Annotated in this window: 22 protein-coding genes and 1 pseudogene; 7 read left to right on the forward strand and 16 right to left on the reverse strand. The window is 63.9% G+C overall.

Features of this window, described 5'->3' with window-relative positions; translation table 11 throughout:
- Positions 1-90 precede the first annotated feature (90 nt).
- Positions 91-897, forward strand: a complete 807-nt coding sequence (locus tag AC1DXI_RS04015; RefSeq protein ID WP_476937542.1) for an exodeoxyribonuclease III — start codon at positions 91-93, stop codon at positions 895-897.
- A 31-nt stretch (positions 898-928) separates the two neighbouring features.
- Positions 929-1,840 carry a DUF8083 family protein gene (locus AC1DXI_RS04020; protein WP_476937543.1) on the forward strand — a complete coding sequence of 304 codons (912 nt, stop codon included), beginning with the start codon at positions 929-931 and terminating at the stop codon, positions 1,838-1,840.
- 3 nt (positions 1,841-1,843) lie between these two features.
- Here the strand turns inward: AC1DXI_RS04020 and AC1DXI_RS04025 are convergent, their stop codons facing one another.
- The 12 genes from AC1DXI_RS04025 to AC1DXI_RS04080 form a co-directional block, all read right to left on the reverse strand.
- Positions 1,844-2,911, reverse strand: coding sequence for a LacI family DNA-binding transcriptional regulator (locus AC1DXI_RS04025; RefSeq protein WP_476937544.1), 1,068 nt, complete (start codon positions 2,909-2,911; stop codon positions 1,844-1,846).
- A 111-nt stretch (positions 2,912-3,022) separates the two neighbouring features.
- The gene (locus tag AC1DXI_RS04030) at positions 3,023-3,277 is read right to left on the reverse strand and encodes a hypothetical protein (protein ID WP_476937545.1); all 255 of its coding nucleotides are present in this window, start codon (positions 3,275-3,277) and stop codon (positions 3,023-3,025) included.
- 10 nt (positions 3,278-3,287) lie between these two features.
- A complete protein-coding gene (locus tag AC1DXI_RS04035; protein ID WP_476937546.1) occupies positions 3,288-4,187 on the reverse strand; it encodes a carbohydrate ABC transporter permease in 900 nt (299 codons plus the stop codon).
- Positions 4,184-5,221, reverse strand: a complete 1,038-nt coding sequence (locus AC1DXI_RS04040) for a carbohydrate ABC transporter permease (protein WP_026266860.1) — start codon at positions 5,219-5,221, stop codon at positions 4,184-4,186. Before AC1DXI_RS04040 ends, AC1DXI_RS04035 begins: the two co-directional genes overlap by 4 nt.
- A 7-nt stretch (positions 5,222-5,228) precedes the next feature.
- The gene (locus tag AC1DXI_RS04045; protein WP_018775977.1) at positions 5,229-6,512 is read right to left on the reverse strand and encodes an ABC transporter substrate-binding protein; all 1,284 of its coding nucleotides are present in this window, start codon (positions 6,510-6,512) and stop codon (positions 5,229-5,231) included.
- 267 nt (positions 6,513-6,779) lie between these two features.
- Complete coding sequence (locus tag AC1DXI_RS04050; protein ID WP_476937547.1) at positions 6,780-7,391, reverse strand: hypothetical protein; 612 nt, start codon at positions 7,389-7,391, stop codon at positions 6,780-6,782.
- Complete coding sequence (locus AC1DXI_RS04055) at positions 7,388-8,047, reverse strand: hypothetical protein (RefSeq protein ID WP_476937548.1); 660 nt, start codon at positions 8,045-8,047, stop codon at positions 7,388-7,390. Before AC1DXI_RS04055 ends, AC1DXI_RS04050 begins: the two co-directional genes overlap by 4 nt.
- Entirely contained in the window at positions 8,044-8,427 is a 384-nt protein-coding gene (locus AC1DXI_RS04060; RefSeq protein ID WP_476937549.1) for a hypothetical protein, read from the reverse strand. The genes AC1DXI_RS04055 and AC1DXI_RS04060 overlap by 4 nt, the downstream gene beginning before the upstream one ends.
- Complete coding sequence (locus tag AC1DXI_RS04065; protein ID WP_026266861.1) at positions 8,424-8,615, reverse strand: hypothetical protein; 192 nt, start codon at positions 8,613-8,615, stop codon at positions 8,424-8,426. The genes AC1DXI_RS04060 and AC1DXI_RS04065 overlap by 4 nt, the downstream gene beginning before the upstream one ends.
- A complete protein-coding gene (locus AC1DXI_RS04070; RefSeq protein ID WP_476937550.1) occupies positions 8,612-9,133 on the reverse strand; it encodes an Asp23/Gls24 family envelope stress response protein in 522 nt (173 codons plus the stop codon). The genes AC1DXI_RS04065 and AC1DXI_RS04070 overlap by 4 nt, the downstream gene beginning before the upstream one ends.
- 196 nt (positions 9,134-9,329) lie before the next feature.
- Positions 9,330-9,773: a hypothetical protein gene (locus AC1DXI_RS04075; protein ID WP_476937551.1), complete on the reverse strand. Its 444-nt coding sequence runs from the start codon at positions 9,771-9,773 to the stop codon at positions 9,330-9,332.
- A 457-nt stretch (positions 9,774-10,230) separates the two neighbouring features.
- Positions 10,231-10,935: a class I SAM-dependent methyltransferase gene (locus tag AC1DXI_RS04080; RefSeq protein WP_476937552.1), complete on the reverse strand. Its 705-nt coding sequence runs from the start codon at positions 10,933-10,935 to the stop codon at positions 10,231-10,233.
- An 885-nt stretch (positions 10,936-11,820) separates the two neighbouring features.
- On the opposite strand from AC1DXI_RS04080, the gene AC1DXI_RS04085 reads away from it, so the two are divergent.
- The 3 genes from AC1DXI_RS04085 to AC1DXI_RS04095 all read left to right on the forward strand — a co-directional run bounded on the left by AC1DXI_RS04085 (position 11,821) and on the right by AC1DXI_RS04095 (position 13,767).
- Positions 11,821-12,606 carry a PIN domain-containing protein gene (locus AC1DXI_RS04085; protein WP_476937553.1) on the forward strand — a complete coding sequence of 262 codons (786 nt, stop codon included), beginning with the start codon at positions 11,821-11,823 and terminating at the stop codon, positions 12,604-12,606.
- Complete coding sequence (locus tag AC1DXI_RS04090; RefSeq protein ID WP_476937554.1) at positions 12,603-12,812, forward strand: hypothetical protein; 210 nt, start codon at positions 12,603-12,605, stop codon at positions 12,810-12,812. The genes AC1DXI_RS04085 and AC1DXI_RS04090 overlap by 4 nt, the downstream gene beginning before the upstream one ends.
- 316 nt (positions 12,813-13,128) lie before the next feature.
- Positions 13,129-13,767, forward strand: a complete 639-nt coding sequence (locus tag AC1DXI_RS04095) for a hypothetical protein (protein ID WP_476937555.1) — start codon at positions 13,129-13,131, stop codon at positions 13,765-13,767.
- 194 nt (positions 13,768-13,961) lie between these two features.
- Here AC1DXI_RS04095 and AC1DXI_RS04100 read toward each other — a convergent pair whose 3' ends face one another.
- Positions 13,962-15,695, reverse strand: coding sequence for a DUF7662 domain-containing protein (locus AC1DXI_RS04100; protein ID WP_476937556.1), 1,734 nt, complete (start codon positions 15,693-15,695; stop codon positions 13,962-13,964).
- Positions 15,696-15,813: 118 nt separating this feature from the next.
- On the opposite strand from AC1DXI_RS04100, the gene AC1DXI_RS04105 reads away from it, so the two are divergent.
- Positions 15,814-16,305 (forward strand): hypothetical protein, encoded by a 492-nt coding sequence (locus tag AC1DXI_RS04105; RefSeq protein WP_476937557.1) that lies wholly within the window; start codon positions 15,814-15,816, stop codon positions 16,303-16,305.
- Between the two features lie 469 nt (positions 16,306-16,774).
- Here AC1DXI_RS04105 and AC1DXI_RS04110 read toward each other — a convergent pair whose 3' ends face one another.
- On the reverse strand, positions 16,775-17,305 hold the full coding sequence (locus tag AC1DXI_RS04110) for a hypothetical protein (protein ID WP_476937558.1): 531 nt from the start codon (positions 17,303-17,305) through the stop codon (positions 16,775-16,777).
- Positions 17,306-18,135: 830 nt separating this feature from the next.
- Here AC1DXI_RS04110 and AC1DXI_RS04115 point away from each other — a divergent pair.
- Positions 18,136-18,756, forward strand: coding sequence for a hypothetical protein (locus AC1DXI_RS04115; protein ID WP_476937559.1), 621 nt, complete (start codon positions 18,136-18,138; stop codon positions 18,754-18,756).
- Between the two features lie 39 nt (positions 18,757-18,795).
- Here AC1DXI_RS04115 and AC1DXI_RS04120 read toward each other — a convergent pair whose 3' ends face one another.
- Complete coding sequence (locus tag AC1DXI_RS04120; protein WP_476937900.1) at positions 18,796-19,017, reverse strand: helix-turn-helix domain-containing protein; 222 nt, start codon at positions 19,015-19,017, stop codon at positions 18,796-18,798.
- A pseudogene (locus AC1DXI_RS04125) lies at positions 18,994-19,339 on the reverse strand (recombinase family protein); the annotation flags it as partial. The gene AC1DXI_RS04120 and the pseudogene AC1DXI_RS04125, both read right to left, overlap by 24 nt.
- Positions 19,340-19,505 lie beyond the last annotated feature (166 nt).

The raw sequence follows: 19,505 nt of genomic DNA on the forward strand, positions 1-19,505 counted from the left end.
GCCGAATATACTCGGACTTCCTACTAATTTCCAGAGGACGGAGCCGGCCGGCTGCTTCGTCCGGGGGCCAAGTTCGGTAAGTTAGGGACTGTGAAGATTGCTACCTGGAATGTGAACTCGCTCCGTGCCCGCGCCGACCGTGTGGAGGCCTGGCTTCAGCGCACGGACTGCGACGTCCTGGCTATCCAGGAAACCAAGTGCAAGGACGAGAACTTCCCCTGGGAGCTCTTCGAGAGCATGGGCTACGAGGTGGCGCACTTCGGCCTGAGCCAGTGGAACGGCGTCGCGATCGCCTCCCGGGTGGGGCTCGCCGACGTCGAACGCACCTTCCTGGACCAGCCCGTGTTCGGCAAGAGCGGCAAGGACGCCGTCCAGGAGGCCCGCGCCATCGGCGCCACGTGCGGCGGCGTCCGGGTCTGGAGCCTCTACGTCCCCAACGGCCGCGCCCTCGACGATGAACACATGCCCTACAAGCTCAACTGGCTGGACATCCTGAAAACCCACGCCGGCACCTGGGTCAAGGAGGACCCCCAGGCGCAGATTGCGCTGATGGGCGATTTCAATATCGCACCCCTGGATGATGACGTCTGGGACATCGACTACTTCCGTTCCGAGGGCCTCACCCACGTCAGTGAGCCTGAGCGGGCCGCCTTCCACGCCTTTGAGGAGGCCGGCTTCCAGGATGTCGTCCGCCCGCACACCCCGGGGCCCGGCGTCTACACCTACTGGGATTACACGCAGCTCCGCTTCCCGAAAAAGGAGGGAATGCGGATCGACTTCATTCTGGCCTCCCCGGCCCTGGCGGCACGGGTCACCGGTGCGATGATCGACCGCGAGGAGCGCAAGGGCAAGGGCGCCTCGGACCATGCCCCGGTGATTGCGGAATTGGCGGACTGATGGCTGCCGCCCAGGGAAGCGTCGTGATCCAATGACGGGGAGCATCTACCACGGACAGGCCGGGCTGCCGTTCTCTTCCGCGCTCCGGATCTACGAGCCCCTCGAGGCGTTCCCCGAACAGCAACGGAATACCCTGAGGGCCGCCGGCGCCGGCCAGGCGTCCCGCGCGGCTGTGGAGAACGCCGAGCTGCTGGCGTCCCTGGGCCGCATCACCCGGCCCGACGGGGACCCGTTTCCCACCGGCCGGACCGATCTGGTGCGCGTTGTCCCGGCTCCGGCCAGGCGGGCGTCGTCCGGGGCAGCGCACGAGGGCGCCGAGTCCGGGGCTGCCGCCGCCGCGCAGGCCGACCGGTTGCTGTACTGCCCCAGCCAGTTGGTCCTCCGCGCCGGGCTGGCCGCCAATGCGCTGATGGAAGGCATCCACGGGCCCCTGGCCCAGCTGCTGATCCCGGAAGAGCAGCGGGACAAGCACCAGGAACGCATTGATGAGGCGCGGGCCCACGATGGTCTGAGCCGGGTCCACACAAGGGCGTCCACGTGGGGCATTCCCTTCAGCTGGTTCTGCCTCTTCCAGGAATCGGATCCCACCGACGTCGTCGAAGCCGAGGGCCACATTGTCACGGTCCGCATCCGTGCGGGCATCGGCAAGGCACTGGAACGGGTGAGCTACGCGGTGGCGCACCTGGCCCTCGCCGCGCCCGATCTGGACATGCTCGAGGACCTGACCCAGCTCACGGAATGGCTTGAACTCTTCCACCCGGATTCGGCTGTGGAACTCGATTACGGCGGGGTGGCGGACAAAGTCTATCCGGATGATTCACCGCTGGATGTGCGTCTCGGCATCGAGTGCCTGGCGGAGGGGGACATGACCGGCGCCGCCGCGGCCTACCGCCGGCTGGCCTCGCGCTGGGTGCCGATCCGCCAGCTCGCCCGCGCGTCCTAGCCGCTAGCGGAGCCGCACGGAACGGCGCTGCGGCGGCGCCGTCGTCGACCGGACGATCAGCCGGTGCGGCGCCACGGCGGACTGCACGGAACCGGCGATGCCGTCGAGCTCGTCCAGCAGCATTTTGGTGCCGAGTTCGGCCTGCTGGTCCGGGCGCTGCCCGACCGTGGTCAGGCCCATGGCCTCGGCGAAGTCGTGGTCATCGATGCCGATGACCGACAGGTCCTCCGGGACGCGCACACCGGCTTTGCTGGCCTCGAAGATGATGCCCATGGCCATCTCATCGGAGGCGCAGAAAATAGCGGTGGGCTTGGGACCGTCGGCGGCCCAGAGGCGGCGGAATGCCTCCTGCCCGCTGCGCACGGTGAAGTCCCCCCAGAGGTCCCATTCGGTCCGGACGGGCAGCCGCGCCTCGCCCATGATGTCGTGGAAGGCCTGGATCCGGACCCTGGGGACGTCGAAGTTGAGGTCGGTTTCGTCGTCGCCGTGCAGGAGCGCGATGTCCGTGTGGCCCAGCCCGATCAGGTGGCGCACTGCGGTGGCGGCCGCGGCGTAGTCGTCGATGCCAATGTAGGGGCACTCCTCGACATGGCCTCCCACCACCACCAGCGGGATGTCGATTTTCTGCAGATGCTCGATTTCCTCGTGGGTCAGCGCCATGCAGAGGACCAGCAGGGCGTCGATCTGCTTGTAGACCATGGTCTTGCTGAAGAGCCGCTCACGGTGGCTGCCGTGCCCGCCGAGGTTGAAGAGCGACAGGTTGTACTGCCGGGAGTGCAGTTCCCGGTCGGCGCCCTCGATGGCCTTGGAGAAGAACCAGCGGCTGACGAACGGGGCCAGCACACCGATGGTTTTGGTCCGGCCCGTCGCCAGGCCGGACGCCGAGGACGACGCGACGTAGCCCAGGGTTTCGGCAATGCCGAGGATCTTTTCCCGGGTCGCCGGGGAAACACGGGGCAGTCCGCGGACGGCCCGGGAGACGGTGGCCGTGGACACGCCGGCGGCGGCGGCTACATCTTCAATGCTGACGCCGGAGTGGCCGCCGCGCTGCGCCCTTTCTGTCCGTGCCACCTGTGCCCCCTTGTTTACGGTCCGTGGAAGCCTGGCGGCTGCCCGCAGACGTGTTGCGTCCGCCTCCCCCCGGCGGCTGAATAATCCTGTCCCCTGGCGGCTGGCCCCTTGCTAGGCGCGCCGGCTGGCCGTCCGGCCCGGCAACCGCCGGCGCAGCCGGATCATCCCGTAGAGGGCCAGCAGCATGGCGAGCAGACCCAGGGCCCAGCCGAGGGCATCCTGGGCGGTCACTTCCATCCAGACGGTGACCACCAGCAGCACCACGGCCCAGAAGCCGAGGAACCCGATGATGATGTCGAAGTCCTCGCCGGAGCGCACCTTTCGGCGCGTCGCCGGCACGTGGCCCTGGTTCTGCTCGTCAGTCATCACGCCTCAGTCACTTAACCGCGCCGGCCGTGAGGCCCGCGACAATCTTACGCTGGAACACCAGCACCAGGATGACCAAGGGAATGGTCACGATGGTGCCCGCAGCCATGATGGCGGTGTACGGAATCTGGTTCGGCTGCGCACCCGCGAAGCTTGCAATGGCCACGGTGACCGGCTGCGTTGCGTCGGACGAGAGCTGGCTGGCGATCAGGAATTCATTCCACGAGGAGATGAAGGCCAGGATGGCGGTCGTGAAGATGGCCGGGGCGGCCAGCGGCATGATGACCTTCCGGAACGCCTGTCCCTGCGTGCACCCGTCCACCCGCGCCGATTCCTCGAGCTCCCACGGCATCTCGCGGAAGAAGGACGTCATGGTGTAGACGGTCAGCGGCAGCACGAACGAGATGTTCGGGATGATCAGGGCCTGGTAGGTGCCCATCCATCCGATGTTCGTGAAGAGTTGGAACAGCGGGGTGATGAGGGCGACGCCGGGGAACATGGAAGCCCCCAGGATGAAGCCCAGCACCAGGTACTTGAACTTGAAGTTCAAGCGGGCCAGGGCGTAGGCGGCAAACACACCGATCACCAGCGACACCAGGGTGACGACGGTGCCGATGAACAGGCTGTTGAGCAGGGCCTGGCCGAAGTGGTTGCCGAAGGACGTGTCGAACGCCGTCTTGAAGTTGTCCAGCGTCACGTGGGTCGGCAGGATCGAGGTGTCGTAGGTGTAGCCGACGTCGCGGAACGCGGTTACCACCATCCAGTAGGCCGGAGCCAGGCACCAGAAGAGAATCACGACCGCGCTGATGTAGGTGCGGCTCTGGGCCCACTTCTCGCGGTTCTGCGCGGCCTTCCGCCCCCGGTCCTGCTCTGCGCGCAACTCGGTTGCGGCGCTCGTCGCGGCGGTCATTTCTTCCCCTTACCTGCGCCGGTCTGCTGTTCCACGACGTTCGCCCCGAGGAAGCGCACGAAGATGAAAGCCACCAGAAAGATGATGATGAACGTGATGGTGGACAAAGCCGCCGCCGCGTTGAAGCCCTGCCTGATCTGGTTGATCACCAGGATGGACAGCGTCGTGGTGTTGTTCGCTCCGCCCGTCAGGATGTACGGGAGGTCGAACATGCGCAGTGCATCCAGGGTGCGGAACAGGATGGCCACCATGAGCGCGGGCTTGACCAGCGGCAGGGTGATCATCCGGAACCGCTGCCAGGCGCTGGCGCCATCGACCTTGGCCGCCTCATACACTTCCGCGGGAATCATCTGCAGGCCGGCAAGAATCAACAGCGCCATGAAGGGAGTGGTCTTCCAGACATCCGCGATGATCACTGCCCACCTGGCCGGCCATTCGCTGCCGGTCCACAGGACGGTGGTGTTGAAGAGCTTGTTGCCGATGCCTTCGAAGGCGAAGATGAACAGCCACAGCTTGGCCGTCACGGCGGTGGGGATGGCCCACGGCACCAGGACAGCGGCTCGGACCAGGCTGCGGCCCTTGAAGGCACGTGCCATGATGACGGCCATCCAGAAGCCGAGCACAGTCTCCAGTGCCACCGTGACGATGGTGAAGAAGAATGTGGTTCCGGTGGCGGACCAGAACTGCGCGCCCAGGGTTCCCGGCGGGCAGTCAACGGTTCCGCCGGAGGGTGCCGGGCATTGCTGGAAAATCCAGTTGTAGTAGTTCGAGAAGCCGGCCGGGCCACCCTCAACGAAGAGACCCGTGGCGGGGTCCAGACCGGCATCCTTCTGGAATGACATCACAATGGCGGTGATGATCGGGTACACGATCACGACCGACAATGCGAGGATAGTCGGCGCCAGCAGCCATGCTGCCCAGCGCCCCTGCGTCGCGATGCGGTTGTCCTCTCCAACACCCTTGGGTGCGTGGTGGATCGGAGCCCCGCCCGACGCCGGTGCCTTGACCGACGTCGGGCCTACTTCAGTTGCCATGATGGACCTACTGTCCCGCGCTAGCGGACTCGATGGACTTCTGCATGTCGGACAGGGCCGCGTCTACGGTCTTCTCACCCTTGATGGCCGAGTACGCGTTTTCCTGGATGGCCTTGGTGACGGCCGGGTAGAACGGGGTGACCGGGCGCGGCACGGCGTTCTCGATCGAGGTCTTCAGGACCGGCAGGTACGGCAGCTTGGCGACGAGTTCCTTGTCGTCGTAGAGCTTGCCGAGCACCGGTGCGAGCGAACCCTGCGTGGCGAAGAACTTCTGGGTCTCTTCGGTGGTGAGGAACTTCAGGAAGTCCACTGCGGTGGCCTTGTTCTTGGAGTAGACGCTGATCGCGGCGCTGTGGCCGCCGAGGGACGAAGCGCCCGGACCGTCCTTGCCGGGGAGTGCGGTCATGCCCAGGACGTCCTTGACCTTCGAGGAACCTTCGGTGGTGGCCAGGTTGTAGACGTAGGGCCAGTTGCGCAGGAACAGCAGCTTGCCGTCCTGGAACGCCTGGCGGCTTTCCTCTTCCTGGAACGTGATGGCTTCCTTCGGGATTGCGCCGTCTGCGTAGGCCTTGGTCAGGTTGGCCATGCCGGCCTTTGCCTCCGCGGTGAGCAGGTTGGGCTTGCCGTTCTCGTCCAGCACGGCTCCGCCGGCGGAGTTGATTGCCTCGGAGGCGTTGACGGTCAGTCCCTCGTACTTCTTGAACTGGCCCGAGTAGCAGCCGATGTTGTTGGTCTTGGCGATGGAGCACATGCTCATCATCTCGTCCCAGGTCTTCGGGGGCGTGGGGACCAGGTCCTTGCGGTAGTACAGGATGCCGCCGTCGGATGATTCCGGTGCCGCGTACAGCGTGCCCTTGTAGGAAGCGGCATCAACGGTCGGCTTCAGCATGGCCGAGGTGTCCAGCGCCATCTTGTCCTTGAGCGGCTGCAGCCAGCCCTTGGCCGCGAATTCGGCGGTCCAGACGACGTCGACGCTCGCGACGTCGTAGCCGGCGTCCTTGGCCTGGAAGTGCTGGACGAGGTCGTCGTGCTGCTGGTCGGCCTGGTCCGTCTGCTCCTTGAAGGTGACCTTCTCGTTCGGGTGGGCGGCGTTCCACTTCTCGATCAGCGGGCGGACCACGTTGCTGTTGTCCTTGCCCTGAACGTAAGTGATGGGGCCGCGCCCGTCCAGGCCCTGCGAGGCGGCGTCGCTGCCGCTGGTAGTGCCGCCACCTCCGCCGCCACACGCAGAAAGGGTGATAGCCAAAATGCCTGCCGTGGCGACGGGAAGTAGGAAATTGCGGGTTTTCATACTGGAGTGCTCCTCGCTGAGTACCTGTGAAAAACGGCCGTACTGTTGGTGTGCCGACCATCACAGTAATCAACAGGCAGCCCGGAATGCAAGCGTTTACATGAAACCTTTATGCAAAGGAGATTCCGGGGCCGGCCGTCCAGCCCGGGCGGCCGTGCCGCCACCCCGGGCGTCATTCCGGACGATTCAGCCGCCATTCCGGGCGCTTTGGCCGCCGACCGGCCCCGTGGCGCCTACCGGGAAGGCTGCCTCAGCCTCACGGCCGGCTCATCGCACCCGCTCGGAACGGCCGAACCGAGAGCGCGCGCCGGATCCGATGTGGATCAGCACCGGGGTGCGCTTACCGATCACCGCGTCGAGCGCCTCCACCAGGGCGGAAACTTCGGCGGCGAGCCGGTGCGGGGCGACGCCCTGGCGCGGTTCCACCCGGATCTTGAGGGCCGGCTCCCCGCTGATTTCGTAGGCGGCTATCGTGACGCCGGCCAGGTCGGGCCGATCCGCGAGCGCCGCGCGGAGCGTCTGCTCCGCCACGCCGCCGCCGATTCCGACGTTGCCGGGCACCTCGCCCGGGTCCTCCTCGGCCACGAGCATGCTGGTCCGGCCCTTACCCTGCTGGGCAATCCAGGCGACCATCAGGCCAAGGACCACCACCAGCGCCAGGCAGATGGCAAGCCACAGCCAGCTCCCCTGACGGCGGGGGAACTGCGTCCGTTCGAACAAATCGAGCCAGAAGCTCAGGGCGCCGCCCGCCCACTCATGCCACCACACGCCCACGACCGGGACGCTGGCAAGCAGCATCAGGAGGACGCCGATGGCGAGGAGGATGATGCCAAGGATGCCGATCAGTACGCGGTTCAGGACCCGGGGAGTGTTGTTCATGCCCCCACCACCCCTGCTGTGGATACCTGGATCCGCACTTCCGGCATCGGCCAGGGGGCCATTTCCTCCAACTCCCGGCGCACAGCCTCCAGGACGGCGTCCGGGCGCAGCGGCACACCGGAGGTCGGCCGGACGTTGACCGTGATCCGGTTCCGCGACACGACCACCATCACCTGTTCCTTGGCCACGTTGGCAGCCAGCCGGGCACGGCGCGCCAGGGCAGCGGCGATCACCTCATCGTCCACCACGACGGCGGCCCGGCGGTCCGGGAGCAGGTGCCGTGCCCGCCGGCCGGGCAGCACGGCATTGAGGAAGAAGAACAATCCGGCCATCGCGATCACGGCGCCCGTGACGCCGAGCAGAAGCGGCGGGATTCCCGCCGGGAGCGCGACCACCCGCTCGGCCGCTGTCTGCGGATCCACGAGCCACGGCGGCTGCCCGAGCGCACGGACACCCGTCTCAAGCAGCGCATAGCCAAACACCGCCATGACCAGGCCGGCCGCGATCACGGACACAACAGCACGCGATGTGTGCGTCTCCCGTTTCAGGATCCGGCCCATGCCCGCAGCGCCAGACCCTAGCGGCGCGCTCCCCGGCACCGCATCGGCGTCGTGCCGGCCGGAGCCGATGCCGGCGTTCTGCGTGTCCTGGCTCAACGCACCCGACCTCCCCCGCGCACGGCTGCCCCGCTGATGCGGATGTCCACCCGGCTCAGCTGCGCTCCGGTCAGTTCCGTCACGCGGCGCAGGATCTGGGCCTTGGCGGCGACGGCACGCTCCCAGATGGAACCGCCAAATCCGGCGACGCGGCCGGGATCCCGGAGGACGGCGGTGAGGTTTGGGACCGCGACGGGCATGACAAGCGACAGCGCGAGCAGCCCGTCATCGTCCGACCAGTCGGCGCGCACGTCGTGCGCCGGGACGCCCAGGGCCTCGCCCGCGGCCGCCCGTGCCACGCTCGTCAGGGCCTGGGTGCTGATGCGGTTGTGCCCGGCCATCACGGTGCCGGGAATGGGCGTTTCAGCCGTGATGCTCATGAGGAGGAACGCCGGCCTGTGAGGGCGTCAAACACGCTGCGCAGGTCCAGCTTCCCCTCTGCGGCCCGGCCCAGGAGGGCGCCGATGGCCATGAAGAACAGGGCGCCGAGGAAACCCCAGACACCGAACTGGAAGGACATGAAGGCCACGAAGGCGCCCATGGCGATTCCCACTACCGTCAGACTCATTGGATAGCCTCCCTGACTGGCCGGGCCTCGGCGGACGCGGCCGGTTTGGCCGGGCCGGGCACATAAACGTCATTGATCTCGATATTTACCTCGATCACTTCGAGACCCACGAGTTCCTCGACGGCGGCGTAGACGGCGGCGCGGACCTGGTCCGCGAGGGCCTGCAGGGGGGTGCCGTACACCGCAACAAGATCGATGTCCACGGCGACCTGCGTTTCGCCGACTTCCACGCGGACGCCCGCGGCGTGATCGGCGTTGCCGACGGCGTCGCGGATGGCCCCGAGGGCGCGTGAGGGTCCTGATCCCAACGAGTAGACGCCGGGTACCGATCGGGCGGCGATGCCCGCGACCTTGGCGACGGCGGTTTCCGCTATGACCGTGCGGCCGGTGCCGGCCGGTGCGGACAGACCGTCCGCAGGACTGGCCAGAGCACCGGCCACGGGCTGACCGGCCGCGAGGCCGGCAACGTGCTGACCGGCCGCGGGACCGGCGACGGGTTGAGAATTCTGGTATTCCATAACGCACTCCCCCTTCTCTTTGACACAACCCTAGTCCCTGCCTTGGGGCGCGTGGGGGAATCTTGCGGCGCCCGTTCCCACAGTCCATGCAGGTGGGGGCGGGAACGGGCGACCTGCGGCGGGGGCAGGGCCGGCCGCGTGTCAGCTGCGGGATGTCAGCCGGGAGCCGACGCGGGCGATGGCCTGGCCGAACGCCCTACTTGCAGTTGGTGGCGATCCACGTCGTAACCGGCGCCATCGCGGCCTGGAGCTTTCCGCTGGAGAACACCGTCTGGTCGGTGACGCCGGCAACGGCCACCTCCTTGAGGTTGGCGAAGTCGGCCTTGAGGCTGTCCGGGACGCGCTCGGCCGTCTCGGCCAGCTCCGTTTTGAACTGTTCCAGTTCCGCCGTCTTGCCCTGGGCGGCCGACAGCGGAAGGAGCGTGGCGCCGGTTGCCTGTTCGGAGATCTTGGTGCAGGCCTCGGCGGCGCTGCTGAAGCCGCCGAACGGTCCCGAGGTCTCGCTGGGGCTCGGCGCAGCGGACGCGGAAGCAGTGGACGACGGCGCGCTGCCGGCCTGCGGGGCCGAACAGCCGGTGAGTGCCAGGGCGGCGAGGAGGGCGGTTGCGGCGAGAGGGCTGGCAATATTCTTCGAAGTCACGTTGCAGAATCACTTTTCGGTTGAGATTGCGCCGCCCGCCCGGACCGGGCTGCCGGCGGCCTTGGTGTTCTTTCCCCAGCGTGCGAGTCTAGCCGGGCCGGCTGGACGGCCCCCAACCGGTCGCCGGAACCCGCCGCCGTCGGTTGCTCCGCTGCCGCCCCGTCGACCGTTCCGCCTGCCGCCCGCCCCGTCGACCGTCCCGCCCCGTCGACCGTTCCGCCTGCCGCCCGCCGCCCGCCGCCCTCCGCCGTCGTACGCCCCTGGCTGCGGGGCGCGTCTTCCCGTGGATGCGCGGCGCCCATCCCCGTCGGTTGCTCCGTAAGTGCCCTTGTGACCCGTCAGAAGGGCAGTTGCGGAGCAGTCGATCGTGTTTGCGGCTCTGCCAGTGGTTTCTGCGGGTATCAGCATCGCCACGATAGGCAGGAACGGTGCCTGCTTTCACGTCCCTCCGCAACCCTCAGCCGGCTTCGAGGACGAAGAAGATGAAGGACAGGAACGCTGTCTTCTCGCCGTTGAGGATGCGCGGCGGAAGGAGTTGGTGCGGTGTGTCTGGAGATGGCTCTGGCTCGCTCACGGTGGCTACGCGGTATCCCGCCGACGTGAAGGCGTTGATCATCGCGTGAAGGGGCCGGTGCCAGAAGATCAGGACCGCAGGCTCGCCATCGAACTCGTAATCCTCCGAGTACTGCCGGATGGCGAAGTAGTCCTCGGTTGGTTGGGTGATCACGCTGACCGTGGGGTGGTTGACCGAGAGGATCAGGCGACCGCCGGGCTTCAGCACGCGCCGCAGTTCGGCAAGTGGTGCCGACCAGTCCTCCAGATAGTGCAGGACCAGGGACGAGACAACGTCGTCGAAGGATCCATCGGCGAAAGGGAGCGGCTTGCTGAGGTCAGCCACGTGCAGGTCCGCGGTCGCGCCCAATCGTTGTCTTGCCAATTCGAGCATCGCAGGACTGGAATCGAAGCCGGTCATGATCGCGCCTCTCGCGCTCAGCGCCGCGGACAGGGGCCCGGAGCCGCACCCTGCGTCCAGGATCCGGTGGCCGTCGACGTCGCCGGCGAGGCCAATCATCGCCGGCCGCTCGTAGTAGGCGTTGAGGAGGCTGGACTCGTTCTCCGCCGAATAGCTCTCGGCGAAACTGTCATAGTGGTCGGGGTTCACGGATTCTCGCTCTCGGGAGAACGCTCATGGTCAGGACGGTCGGCCCGATCCTAACAACCTGGTCGCCCAGTCCGCATCCAGATGCCGCAGACGACCCCTTTGAGAGCAGAAACCGTGGGTAATCCAAGGAAGTGGCCCCCGTCGATTGCTCCGTAACTGCCCTTTTGAGCCGTCAGAAGGGCAGTTACGGAGCAATCGATGGCGTTAAAGCGGTGGTGGCCGGCGAAATGCGGGATGCGGCTAGTCTGCCACCGCGTCGGAGAGAAGGTGGCGCTGCGGTTCCCAGATCCTTTGGGGCGGAAAGACGCGGCCGGCAGAGTCATCACACACGAATTCGTCGTCTTCGGGTCCTTAGCCGATGGGATCGACTCGGTTGAGGATGGCCGTCGCCTGGTCTGGTGCCAGCCCCAGGTTGCCGAAGAATTCGCCCGGGTCTGGGAGTTGCCCAAGCCGCCCTCGACCAACGGATGACTTCGGCGGCGGCATAATCCATTTCGCCAGCCACGCTCAGGGCTGCCATTTGCTCCAATGCGAAGACGCCGTTTAAGACGACCCTAAGCCTGATTGCGGGCAGACGATCGCAGAATGCCGCCATCGAGCGTTGAGGTCACACTCGGCGTTTACCGTTAATCCACCATTCTCCAAAACGAAGGATTCCGAGAAGGGTTCGAATCGAGAATCGCCGTCCTGCCGTTCGCTATGGCGAGAAGGAGTGCAGCAGCGTGAAAACGTTCGCGACGGAGAGAGAGTCGACACCTACAGCGCATCTCGAAAATTGATCTCAAATAGAGCCAGTCGAACCAGGGTCAGGGACCGAGTTCTGAGAAGACAAAAAATCACAGGTGAGCGTGCCCCTGCCGGTCTCCCAACCGCTATTGTGGGGCCGTGCTGAACCTCTTCGTTGATACTTCGACCTGGCTTGATCTCGCGGCCCGACGTGATGGCCAGAAATGGATCGTCACCTTACGTCAGTTCGTCCGCCAGGGCGATCTCCGGCTTCTTGTACCCGAAGTGGTCATAGAAGAATTTGAGCGGAATCGTCCTCGTGCTGAGCAAGCAATGACGACCCGAGTAGCAGATCGTTTTCGCCTCCTACGGACAGATATTGGAACGACCTACGACAGCGAGGACTTGGAACCGTCCCTCAACGCCCTCGATGGCCTGGCACACCATATTCCTCTCATCGGAGCCATGACCACCCGGAATTTCGAAGACATCTTTGAGCTGCTTCAGGCCGGCATTCGACTGGAACCCACTAGCGCTGAAAACGGCCGAGTCGTCCAGAGGGGCTTGGATAAGAAGGCCCCTTTTCATCGTTCGCGGAACAGCGTTGCGGACGCACTTCTTATCGAGCTGTATATTTCCACGACCGAGGTGGCTGATCTCGCCGAGGATCCTCACGCCTTCGTGACGAGCAACTCCAGCGACTTCTCCCGGGACAGTGGCGACAAGCGGCAACCCCACAAGGATCTTGAGTCTGCATTCGCTCCCAAAGGGTCGATGTACGCCGTTGGCTTCGATGGCCTCGAGTCGACGTTGCAGGGTCACTTTGGCGATGATTTGAACGAGATGCTGGATGAGTCGGACTTTGTTGAGAATCCCCGTCTGCTAGTTGAAATCCAAAATGGGAGCATGAACTATTTGACCGGATTTGGTACCAGCGGAAGTTGAACCGCATCCATGAACTTGAGGATGCCGAGGACACCCAAGGCCTGGCCAGGTACACCGAAGTGACCGGGCCCCCTATGGCGCAAATTGAAGCCGAATACGGTGAGACCCTGGGCCCCTATACCGATTTTGAGTGGGGAATGCTCAACGGAAAGCTCTCAGCGCTGAGGTGGGTCCTAGGTGCGGAATGGGACTTCCTCGACACCTGAGCCCTCCGCCCGGGCCCCAAAGGTAGTCGTCCCAGTTCCTTAGAACCGGGACGGTGCGGATAGGACACACGCCCGCGCATCCAGAACCCGTAGGTACCGCGTAATGTGGCTGTCCCCTAAGTTGTCCTAAAACTCTCTGCCTGATCAGCCGGTCGCAGCTGTAACTTTCGGTACGGACGGTGTCGTTTTCCAAAGTTGTCTTCGCGGCGACCGCTGCATGCCGAGACGTGCGTCCAGTCCTGTTTCCTTAGCACCTTGTTGAAACGGACAGTGGCGTTGGCCGTTGGCGGTGCCGGCTTGTGGCATGCTCCCAACTATGGACAACACCGGCGAAGCATCCGAATTCATGGACGATCCGCGGGCTTGGGAAACCCTTCGTGAAGCCCATGCCGCTTACAAGGCGGCCACTTCTCCGGCATACGATGAAGTGCTCAATGAAGTTGCACACCGCATCCGCGTCACGGGGAGCATCGGCAAGGCGGATATCGGCGCTCTTCTGTTCTGGAAACGCCTCCGCGCGGACACAACCTGGGTCCGCGGTCTAATGACCATGACTGAGCAGGGCATACGAGAGTTAACGAAGAAGGCTGTGTCCGCCGTAAGCGACGATTCACTGCCAGTACCTATGGCGGCAGCCGCCGGCCGCAGTGCACTGTCGCCGCTACCAGGCTTCTCTCGCGGAGACGCGCTGGCTTCGGCCCTGCTGCTGGCCGCAGCACCCGAGCGTATGGCGGTCTACGATCGACGGGCCCAAACCGGGCTGGAAACCTTAGGCCACACCCTCTCTCCCGCACCCGGCCGCTATTCACGCTACATGGAACTAGTAGAACTCCTTCGCTCGACTGCCAGCCGGCACGGACACAATTGGTCAGCCAGAGATGTCGACGTAGCTCTTTACTGGCTCGGCGGTACGGGCCGAGGCCCGGAACTATCGCGAGATGCCCAATTTTCTTAGCCGCCTAGATTCCCGCCTCACAGCCCACTAGAATCCCAGCTTGCAGAAGCGATTCCAGCCGCTCTAGAATCCGAGCTCCTATCCTTTGGATCACACCCACGGACGCAATGATGTCGTCCCTGTTTGCTCCACGGAGTTGCCGATTGCCCCAATCTGTGACCTCACCGCCCCCAAACTGATGGCCCAACAGCCAGTCAGGCAATGACGACGATCTCATCCTCAGGAGGCATTCGCATGCCGATCGCATCCTGAACCGCCTTCAGACCCAGACTGGTGACAGATTCGTCCGCCGACTCGAACCCTGGTTGCCAAGCGCCACCCTTCGACTCAATGATCCTACGAGCGACCTGTGCGGCAGAAGAATCCGTGGAAGGTAGATCGACGGTCTCCGCGACCGCCACACGGCGAAGAAATTCCACCGGAACGGCATCCTTCGGACCTATAGCGGGAGGCTCCAGCCTGAGATTCTTGGCGATTTCTTTTATCAGCAAGGCTCTGAACCGGATCGCGGCCCACCGCGGCTGCTTCCGCGTGCCCTTGTTGATAGTCCAGCCTTGACGTCTGGCTTTCGTCAGTAGGTTCGTTAACCACGCCGCGTCGAAGGATTCGTTCCGCACCTGACTGAAGTGGCGCTCGATCTGAAAGCGGTCAGCCTCGCCGACGCTTTCGAGGAACGCAGTTAGGTCCCGCACATCGGGATCGTCAGGCACGTACGACCGACGCCAGGCGGCGAGGTTCTCGAGAACCGGCGAGATCCCTTTTCGGAAGCCCTCGAAGTCGAATCGAGACGCGAGTGCCGAAACCCTCTCGTCAAGGTCTGCCTGGCGGTCCTCTCTGAGGGTCGCCAGATCCGGATAGATCCGGACTTTGTCGCCGGGGGGCCGATACTCCCTCCGCAAGGTTCGCTCCGGGTCGGCAAGCCACTCGGCCCGCCCGGGAAGCGCCTGGAATTTGATGGACACGACTTCGTCAGTCACGGAGTCGGTTGAGACATGTTCAACCCGGTAGCCAGCCCCCCACCATGCGCTGACCTGAGGGCGACCTTCACTCTTTACGCCGCTTCCCGCCCACCAGGATCTGCTCTTCCGCGCGCTATCGGGCAAGCCCAGCTCCCCGGCGCCAAGAAGAAGTCGGTCAATTTCGGCCAACGTGTACTCAGGGCGATCCCGCTCGTCGGCAGCGAGTACCTCATAGAGCGAAGAGTATCGGCCACCACGCTCTGGAGCGCGATAGGAATCAAGATCCTGCGGCTGTCCAGCATCAACGGTTCCTCGTGGAAGCCTTCTCTCCACACTTGTCAGATTGTCCAGCGTGAGAAGACGCAGGTGACTAGCGATCTCGCTGGCACGCACCGACAGTTCGATACGACGCGCCAAGAGTCGCGGATCGTCGAGGACCCAACCATCCGTGAACTCCAACCGAAGTGCCTCGCAAAGTCTGACAATGACATAGAACGGGAAGGGAGTGAGCCCGTCCAGCAGTCGCTCCAGTTCCAGTTGAGACAGGGGGACGGACCACATGAGGTGGGTCTTGGCGTCTTCCACGGAGCAGCTGACTTCCCGGGCTGTCGACTCAATGATCCATTCGAAGCGTCTAGCGGCAATGTGGCGCCGGCTTTCACGGCAGCGATCGACCGCGCGACTCGCTGCTTCGAGAGCATCATCAGCACCGGCTGAATGCTGGTTTTTGATTGCTCTCTTCCACAGCTCCTGGTCCTCTCGCAAGGCGGCGTCGAACGGATCGGAATCTGGTCGGTAGTCTTCGGTTGGCCAAAGCCAGGCGACGATCAAGGTGCCCACTTTCGAGCCCAACAATTCGGTGTCCGCACGCATCTCATCATCCGGCGGCCACATCCGATCGAGGTAGGCAACCTCATTCTGGAAGCGGAGAAGCCGCGGAGCGTCGGCAACTACATCATGGGGTGTCATGGTCACATCCTATCCTGCGCATACGTGTCGCTAATAAGGAAGGCGTGTTAGTCTGCTCTTACGATTTATCTTGCACATTGAGAATGCTAGTAAGGAGAGGCCATTAATGGCGACAGTGATGAGGAACAGAGACGTTACGGGGTCAAGGCTGAAGTCCCTCCCGAGCGAGCACGGGCGGTTCGCCGCGATCGTAGATCTTGAGAACGTCGCAATCTTGCGTGATGGTCACGTCTCGCAGGCCCAAATGCAGGTGCTCCTGAGCGCCATCGGCACACACGTCTCCGGAATGCCCGTTCGCGTGGCAACGGGCATCAACGTACTGCGCCCCTACACGGACCTCGTCAGCCTCCAACATTGGGGGCTGACACTTGTCAAGACAGAACCCGATGCTGCCGACAATGCTCTTTGCGAGGCAGCGCGCCATTTCATCCGCTGCGGCGGCACGGACATCGTTGTCGTCAGCGGGGATCACGCATTCATCCCGCTCGCTGCGCACGCCAATCTCCACGTCATCAGCCACGCCGACCATCTCAGCAAGGCGCTTCGCTTCGCCGCGACGACGGTGAAGTACCTCCCCGATCTCCGCACTGAAGTCCGGGCCGCTAGCTGAGCGGGCAATCGATGGCAACGCTGACATTCGATTCGGCACCTACCTGCCCGACCAACCTGCCTCTCGGCTACTCCTCTGAAGAAAGGTTCACATGACTCGCCTCTACATTTCTCGACCTCTGGTCGACGTGACCACGCTCATTGCCCTCGGAAAGCGGGCGATTCGCTTTCTGCCGGACCCTGCGGTTCATGATGCCTGGGGCGAGGCGGCGAGCAGGTGCTCAAGAGTTCCCGACTCGGTCACGGGGGCCGTGAGAACGGTTGCGACGGCCGTCTCCTCGGTCGCGACGGCCTGTGGCGAGACTGCCGCAGCCTGGCGACGTCATGGTCGCGCCGCTCCTTAAAGCAAGCCACCCTCGTTGAGCAAGATCCACAGGGAACTGAAGCGCGACACCGTGCGTTACGCCTCTCCCCCGAAGGCTAACGAGAGGCCACGTGTCAGAAGTCACGGGCCGAACGCGGTCGGGGAACTACGGAAAGGTTACGTTCCCTTCGTCATCGACCTCGACCCACCGGATGTCGCCGTTGATCTTCACGCCGAGGGCGCGTTCCAGCTTGGGAAGCCAGTTCGCGGCGGTCTGATTGACATATCGCTTGCCGTCTATCACCTCCACCGCACGGATGCTGCCGGGTCGAGAACTCCAACCGTTCACGGCGCGACCGTTCCTATATCCAGCCTTAAGGGCGAATCGGCGGATTTCCTCGGCGCCGGCGCCCTCGCCCGTCTCGGCGTAGAACCGACCAATGCTGCCGATATAGACCAGCGAGCACATGTCCTGGAACTTCTGGTCCGCCTCTCGGTCCGGTGTGGCCTTCATCGGGAGCGGGTCGGTCAGCGGGTCGAACAAGGTCGGCTCGGCTGCCGCGGGTGCCCATGTAACGTCCTCGGAGCGGGTCACGGAATTGGAGTCCTCGTCCTCGTCGCCGCGTATCGTAGTGAGAAACGCCTCGGCAGCAGCGGCAAGTGCCCGGCTGAGGATATCGACTGTGTACTCGGTCATAATAACGTGTCCTTTGTTGTTCTAGAAGGGATACTACAACTGTCTAGCTTTATGTAGGACATGCTAGCTCATATGCTAATGCAATACAACGGTCTCCGAATAACCCTGTAGGACCGGGTAGCACCCACTGCCGTGGCCGGCGTGCAGCGGGATCTGCCCCAGGTCGCTCGCGCAACCAACAGGAAGCGTTCCCTACGAGCGGTCCCATTTCCGAGATCGGCAGATACACAAGACCGACGCGACAGCGCCAATGATGGTGAGGATCGGTGCGTTGAGATTCCGGTGGCCCGCAATTGACGCGACGAGAAAACACTGCCCACTGAAGCAGAGGGCGTTCAGCAGGCTCGCCTGCTGCACACCTTCCTAGCAACGGGGGACGCCTGGCGCTTCCCGATTCGGCGCCGCCCGTCGAACCGTCGTCGAGTTCGAACTCCTCGTAACTGTCCAGGAACCGCCCTCGGCGTCCCCTGAGAGCATTACAGTGCCCGTAAGCCGGTCCCCCCATCGGCGCAAGCGCCACCCATCATTTTTCAGATCACGATCGCCGCGTTTCCGAGGCCGGTCGACTCCCGTAAGACCTGCTCGCAAAACTGCCCGGTAAAGGTGCCCCACTGCTACACCACTAACATCTCACGACCATAGGGATGGGGGCGTCCCAGGAAGTCGGCTGGACGGCGGCGTTGAGAACTGAACGGCTGCTGCCGGCGTTCTACAGGTTGTTTGGGCTATGGAAAGCGACATCAATCCAGAGAAGAGGAGCAGCAACTCCCTTGACTATCCCTCGGCCGCCCATCGCGGTTCTGCCGGACACCGCCGATACAAGACTGTTGGTGGACCTCACCAGCCACGCCAACGACCTTTCGGAAGCCTCGCACGCCCTTGCATGCGCCTTAAGCGCGGGTGAGGAATCAGAGCTGTGGATGCCACTTACATCGCATGCCGTCACGGCGTATATTCGCCCCTTCATCGTTTCTAATGTTCGCAGGCGACTCGACGAGATGCCGGGCATCCCAGCCGTTCCGGCCGCCCTTCAAGCGGTGCACGACATCATTCGAAAGTATCGCAACACCACCATTGCGCACTCGCAATCAAATCTGGTCATGCCGCTGCCTGTTGCGATCCTGGATGCCGAGGGGCAAGGAGTCGATGTCGTAGGTGTGTCTGTCATCCAATCGATGCCATTAGCCGTGGCCGAACGCTTCGCCAACCTGATCGGTGCGATGGAAGGAATTCTTGAACTTGCAACGCAACCAATTCTGGAGCGCCTGCGGACCTGGCTGAAGGACCAGGCCCCGGAAACTATCGCCGGTTGGGAGCTCCCGGAAGTCATCCATGCCATTGACTCGGAGTTCACGGCTGCACACCGAAGAATACGAATACCGCGCTTCACTAGCTATTGGCGCATTGAGCAGCCCGGTGAAGAACTGCCCTACGAACACTTCTCTGGGTAGGATCCGCTGACATCTCCCCTATCCGTACAACCTCTTGGTCTATAAGAGGTATCGGTAGACCGTGGCGCGGGAGACTCCGAGCATCTTGCCGATGTCGGAGGCACTGATGCCTTTGCCTTTGAGCTCTTTGGCCCGGGCAGCGGCAGCGTCGTCGACTTTGCGTGGCCTTCCGCCGTGGCGGTTGTTGGCCGCGGCCGCTGCGAGTCCGGCCCTGGTGCGTTCGATCATCGTGTCGCGCTCCAGCTGCGCGAAGGCGGCCATGATCGTCAGCATCGCCGTGCCCATGGGCCCGGTCGTGTCCAGTCCTTCGGTGAGGGAACGGAAACCTGCTCCCTGTTCCCTGATGCTTTCGATGAGGTCCAGGACGTGACGGGTGTTGCGGCCCAGGCGGTCGAGCTTCCACACGGTGAGTACGTCGCCGGTCTCCAGCCGGTCCAGAGCTTTGGACAGCTGAGGGCGTTCGACTGTGGATCCGCTAACGCCGTTGTCGGCGAAGGTCTGCGCCGGCGGCCTTGAGTGCAGTGAGCTGCAGATCGAGGTTCTGTTCAGAGGTGGAAACCCTCGCGTACCCGATCACCGCCATGGGCGTCCCCGTGTTCTCTTAATGCCGATCAATTTGCCGTTGTGAGACTACCTGTTATTGGACGGCATTCTGAGACTCTTGAGGGGTGTGTCGAACCGCGGGATCCTCGACATTCCTCATATCACCTCAAAAGCGGCCCGACCGTCTCAATAATCGATCGTATTTG

It is taken from the genome of Arthrobacter sp. P1_H7 (genome assembly GCF_056405215.1).

What these genes read in the sequence shown, in the direction of transcription:
- AC1DXI_RS04020 (WP_476937543.1), top strand. Translation starts at nt 929, where the DNA reads ATGACGGGGAGCATCTACCACGGACAGGCCGGGCTGCCGTTCTCTTCC.
- AC1DXI_RS04030 (WP_476937545.1), bottom strand. Translation starts at nt 3,277, where the DNA reads ATGACTGACGAGCAGAACCAGGGCCACGTGCCGGCGACGCGCCGAAAG.
- AC1DXI_RS04035 (WP_476937546.1), bottom strand. Translation starts at nt 4,187, where the DNA reads ATGACCGCCGCGACGAGCGCCGCAACCGAGTTGCGCGCAGAGCAGGAC.
- AC1DXI_RS04040 (WP_026266860.1), bottom strand. Translation starts at nt 5,221, where the DNA reads ATGGCAACTGAAGTAGGCCCGACGTCGGTCAAGGCACCGGCGTCGGGC.
- AC1DXI_RS04045 (WP_018775977.1), bottom strand. Translation starts at nt 6,512, where the DNA reads ATGAAAACCCGCAATTTCCTACTTCCCGTCGCCACGGCAGGCATTTTG.
- AC1DXI_RS04050 (WP_476937547.1), bottom strand. Translation starts at nt 7,391, where the DNA reads ATGAACAACACTCCCCGGGTCCTGAACCGCGTACTGATCGGCATCCTT.
- AC1DXI_RS04060 (WP_476937549.1), bottom strand. Translation starts at nt 8,427, where the DNA reads ATGAGCATCACGGCTGAAACGCCCATTCCCGGCACCGTGATGGCCGGG.
- AC1DXI_RS04065 (WP_026266861.1), bottom strand. Translation starts at nt 8,615, where the DNA reads ATGAGTCTGACGGTAGTGGGAATCGCCATGGGCGCCTTCGTGGCCTTC.
- AC1DXI_RS04070 (WP_476937550.1), bottom strand. Translation starts at nt 9,133, where the DNA reads ATGGAATACCAGAATTCTCAACCCGTCGCCGGTCCCGCGGCCGGTCAG.
- AC1DXI_RS04095 (WP_476937555.1), top strand. Translation starts at nt 13,129, where the DNA reads ATGGACAACACCGGCGAAGCATCCGAATTCATGGACGATCCGCGGGCT.
- AC1DXI_RS04100 (WP_476937556.1), bottom strand. Translation starts at nt 15,695, where the DNA reads ATGACACCCCATGATGTAGTTGCCGACGCTCCGCGGCTTCTCCGCTTC.
- AC1DXI_RS04105 (WP_476937557.1), top strand. Translation starts at nt 15,814, where the DNA reads ATGAGGAACAGAGACGTTACGGGGTCAAGGCTGAAGTCCCTCCCGAGC.
- AC1DXI_RS04110 (WP_476937558.1), bottom strand. Translation starts at nt 17,305, where the DNA reads ATGACCGAGTACACAGTCGATATCCTCAGCCGGGCACTTGCCGCTGCT.
- AC1DXI_RS04120 (WP_476937900.1), bottom strand. Translation starts at nt 19,017, where the DNA reads ATGGCCGCCTTCGCGCAGCTGGAGCGCGACACGATGATCGAACGCACC.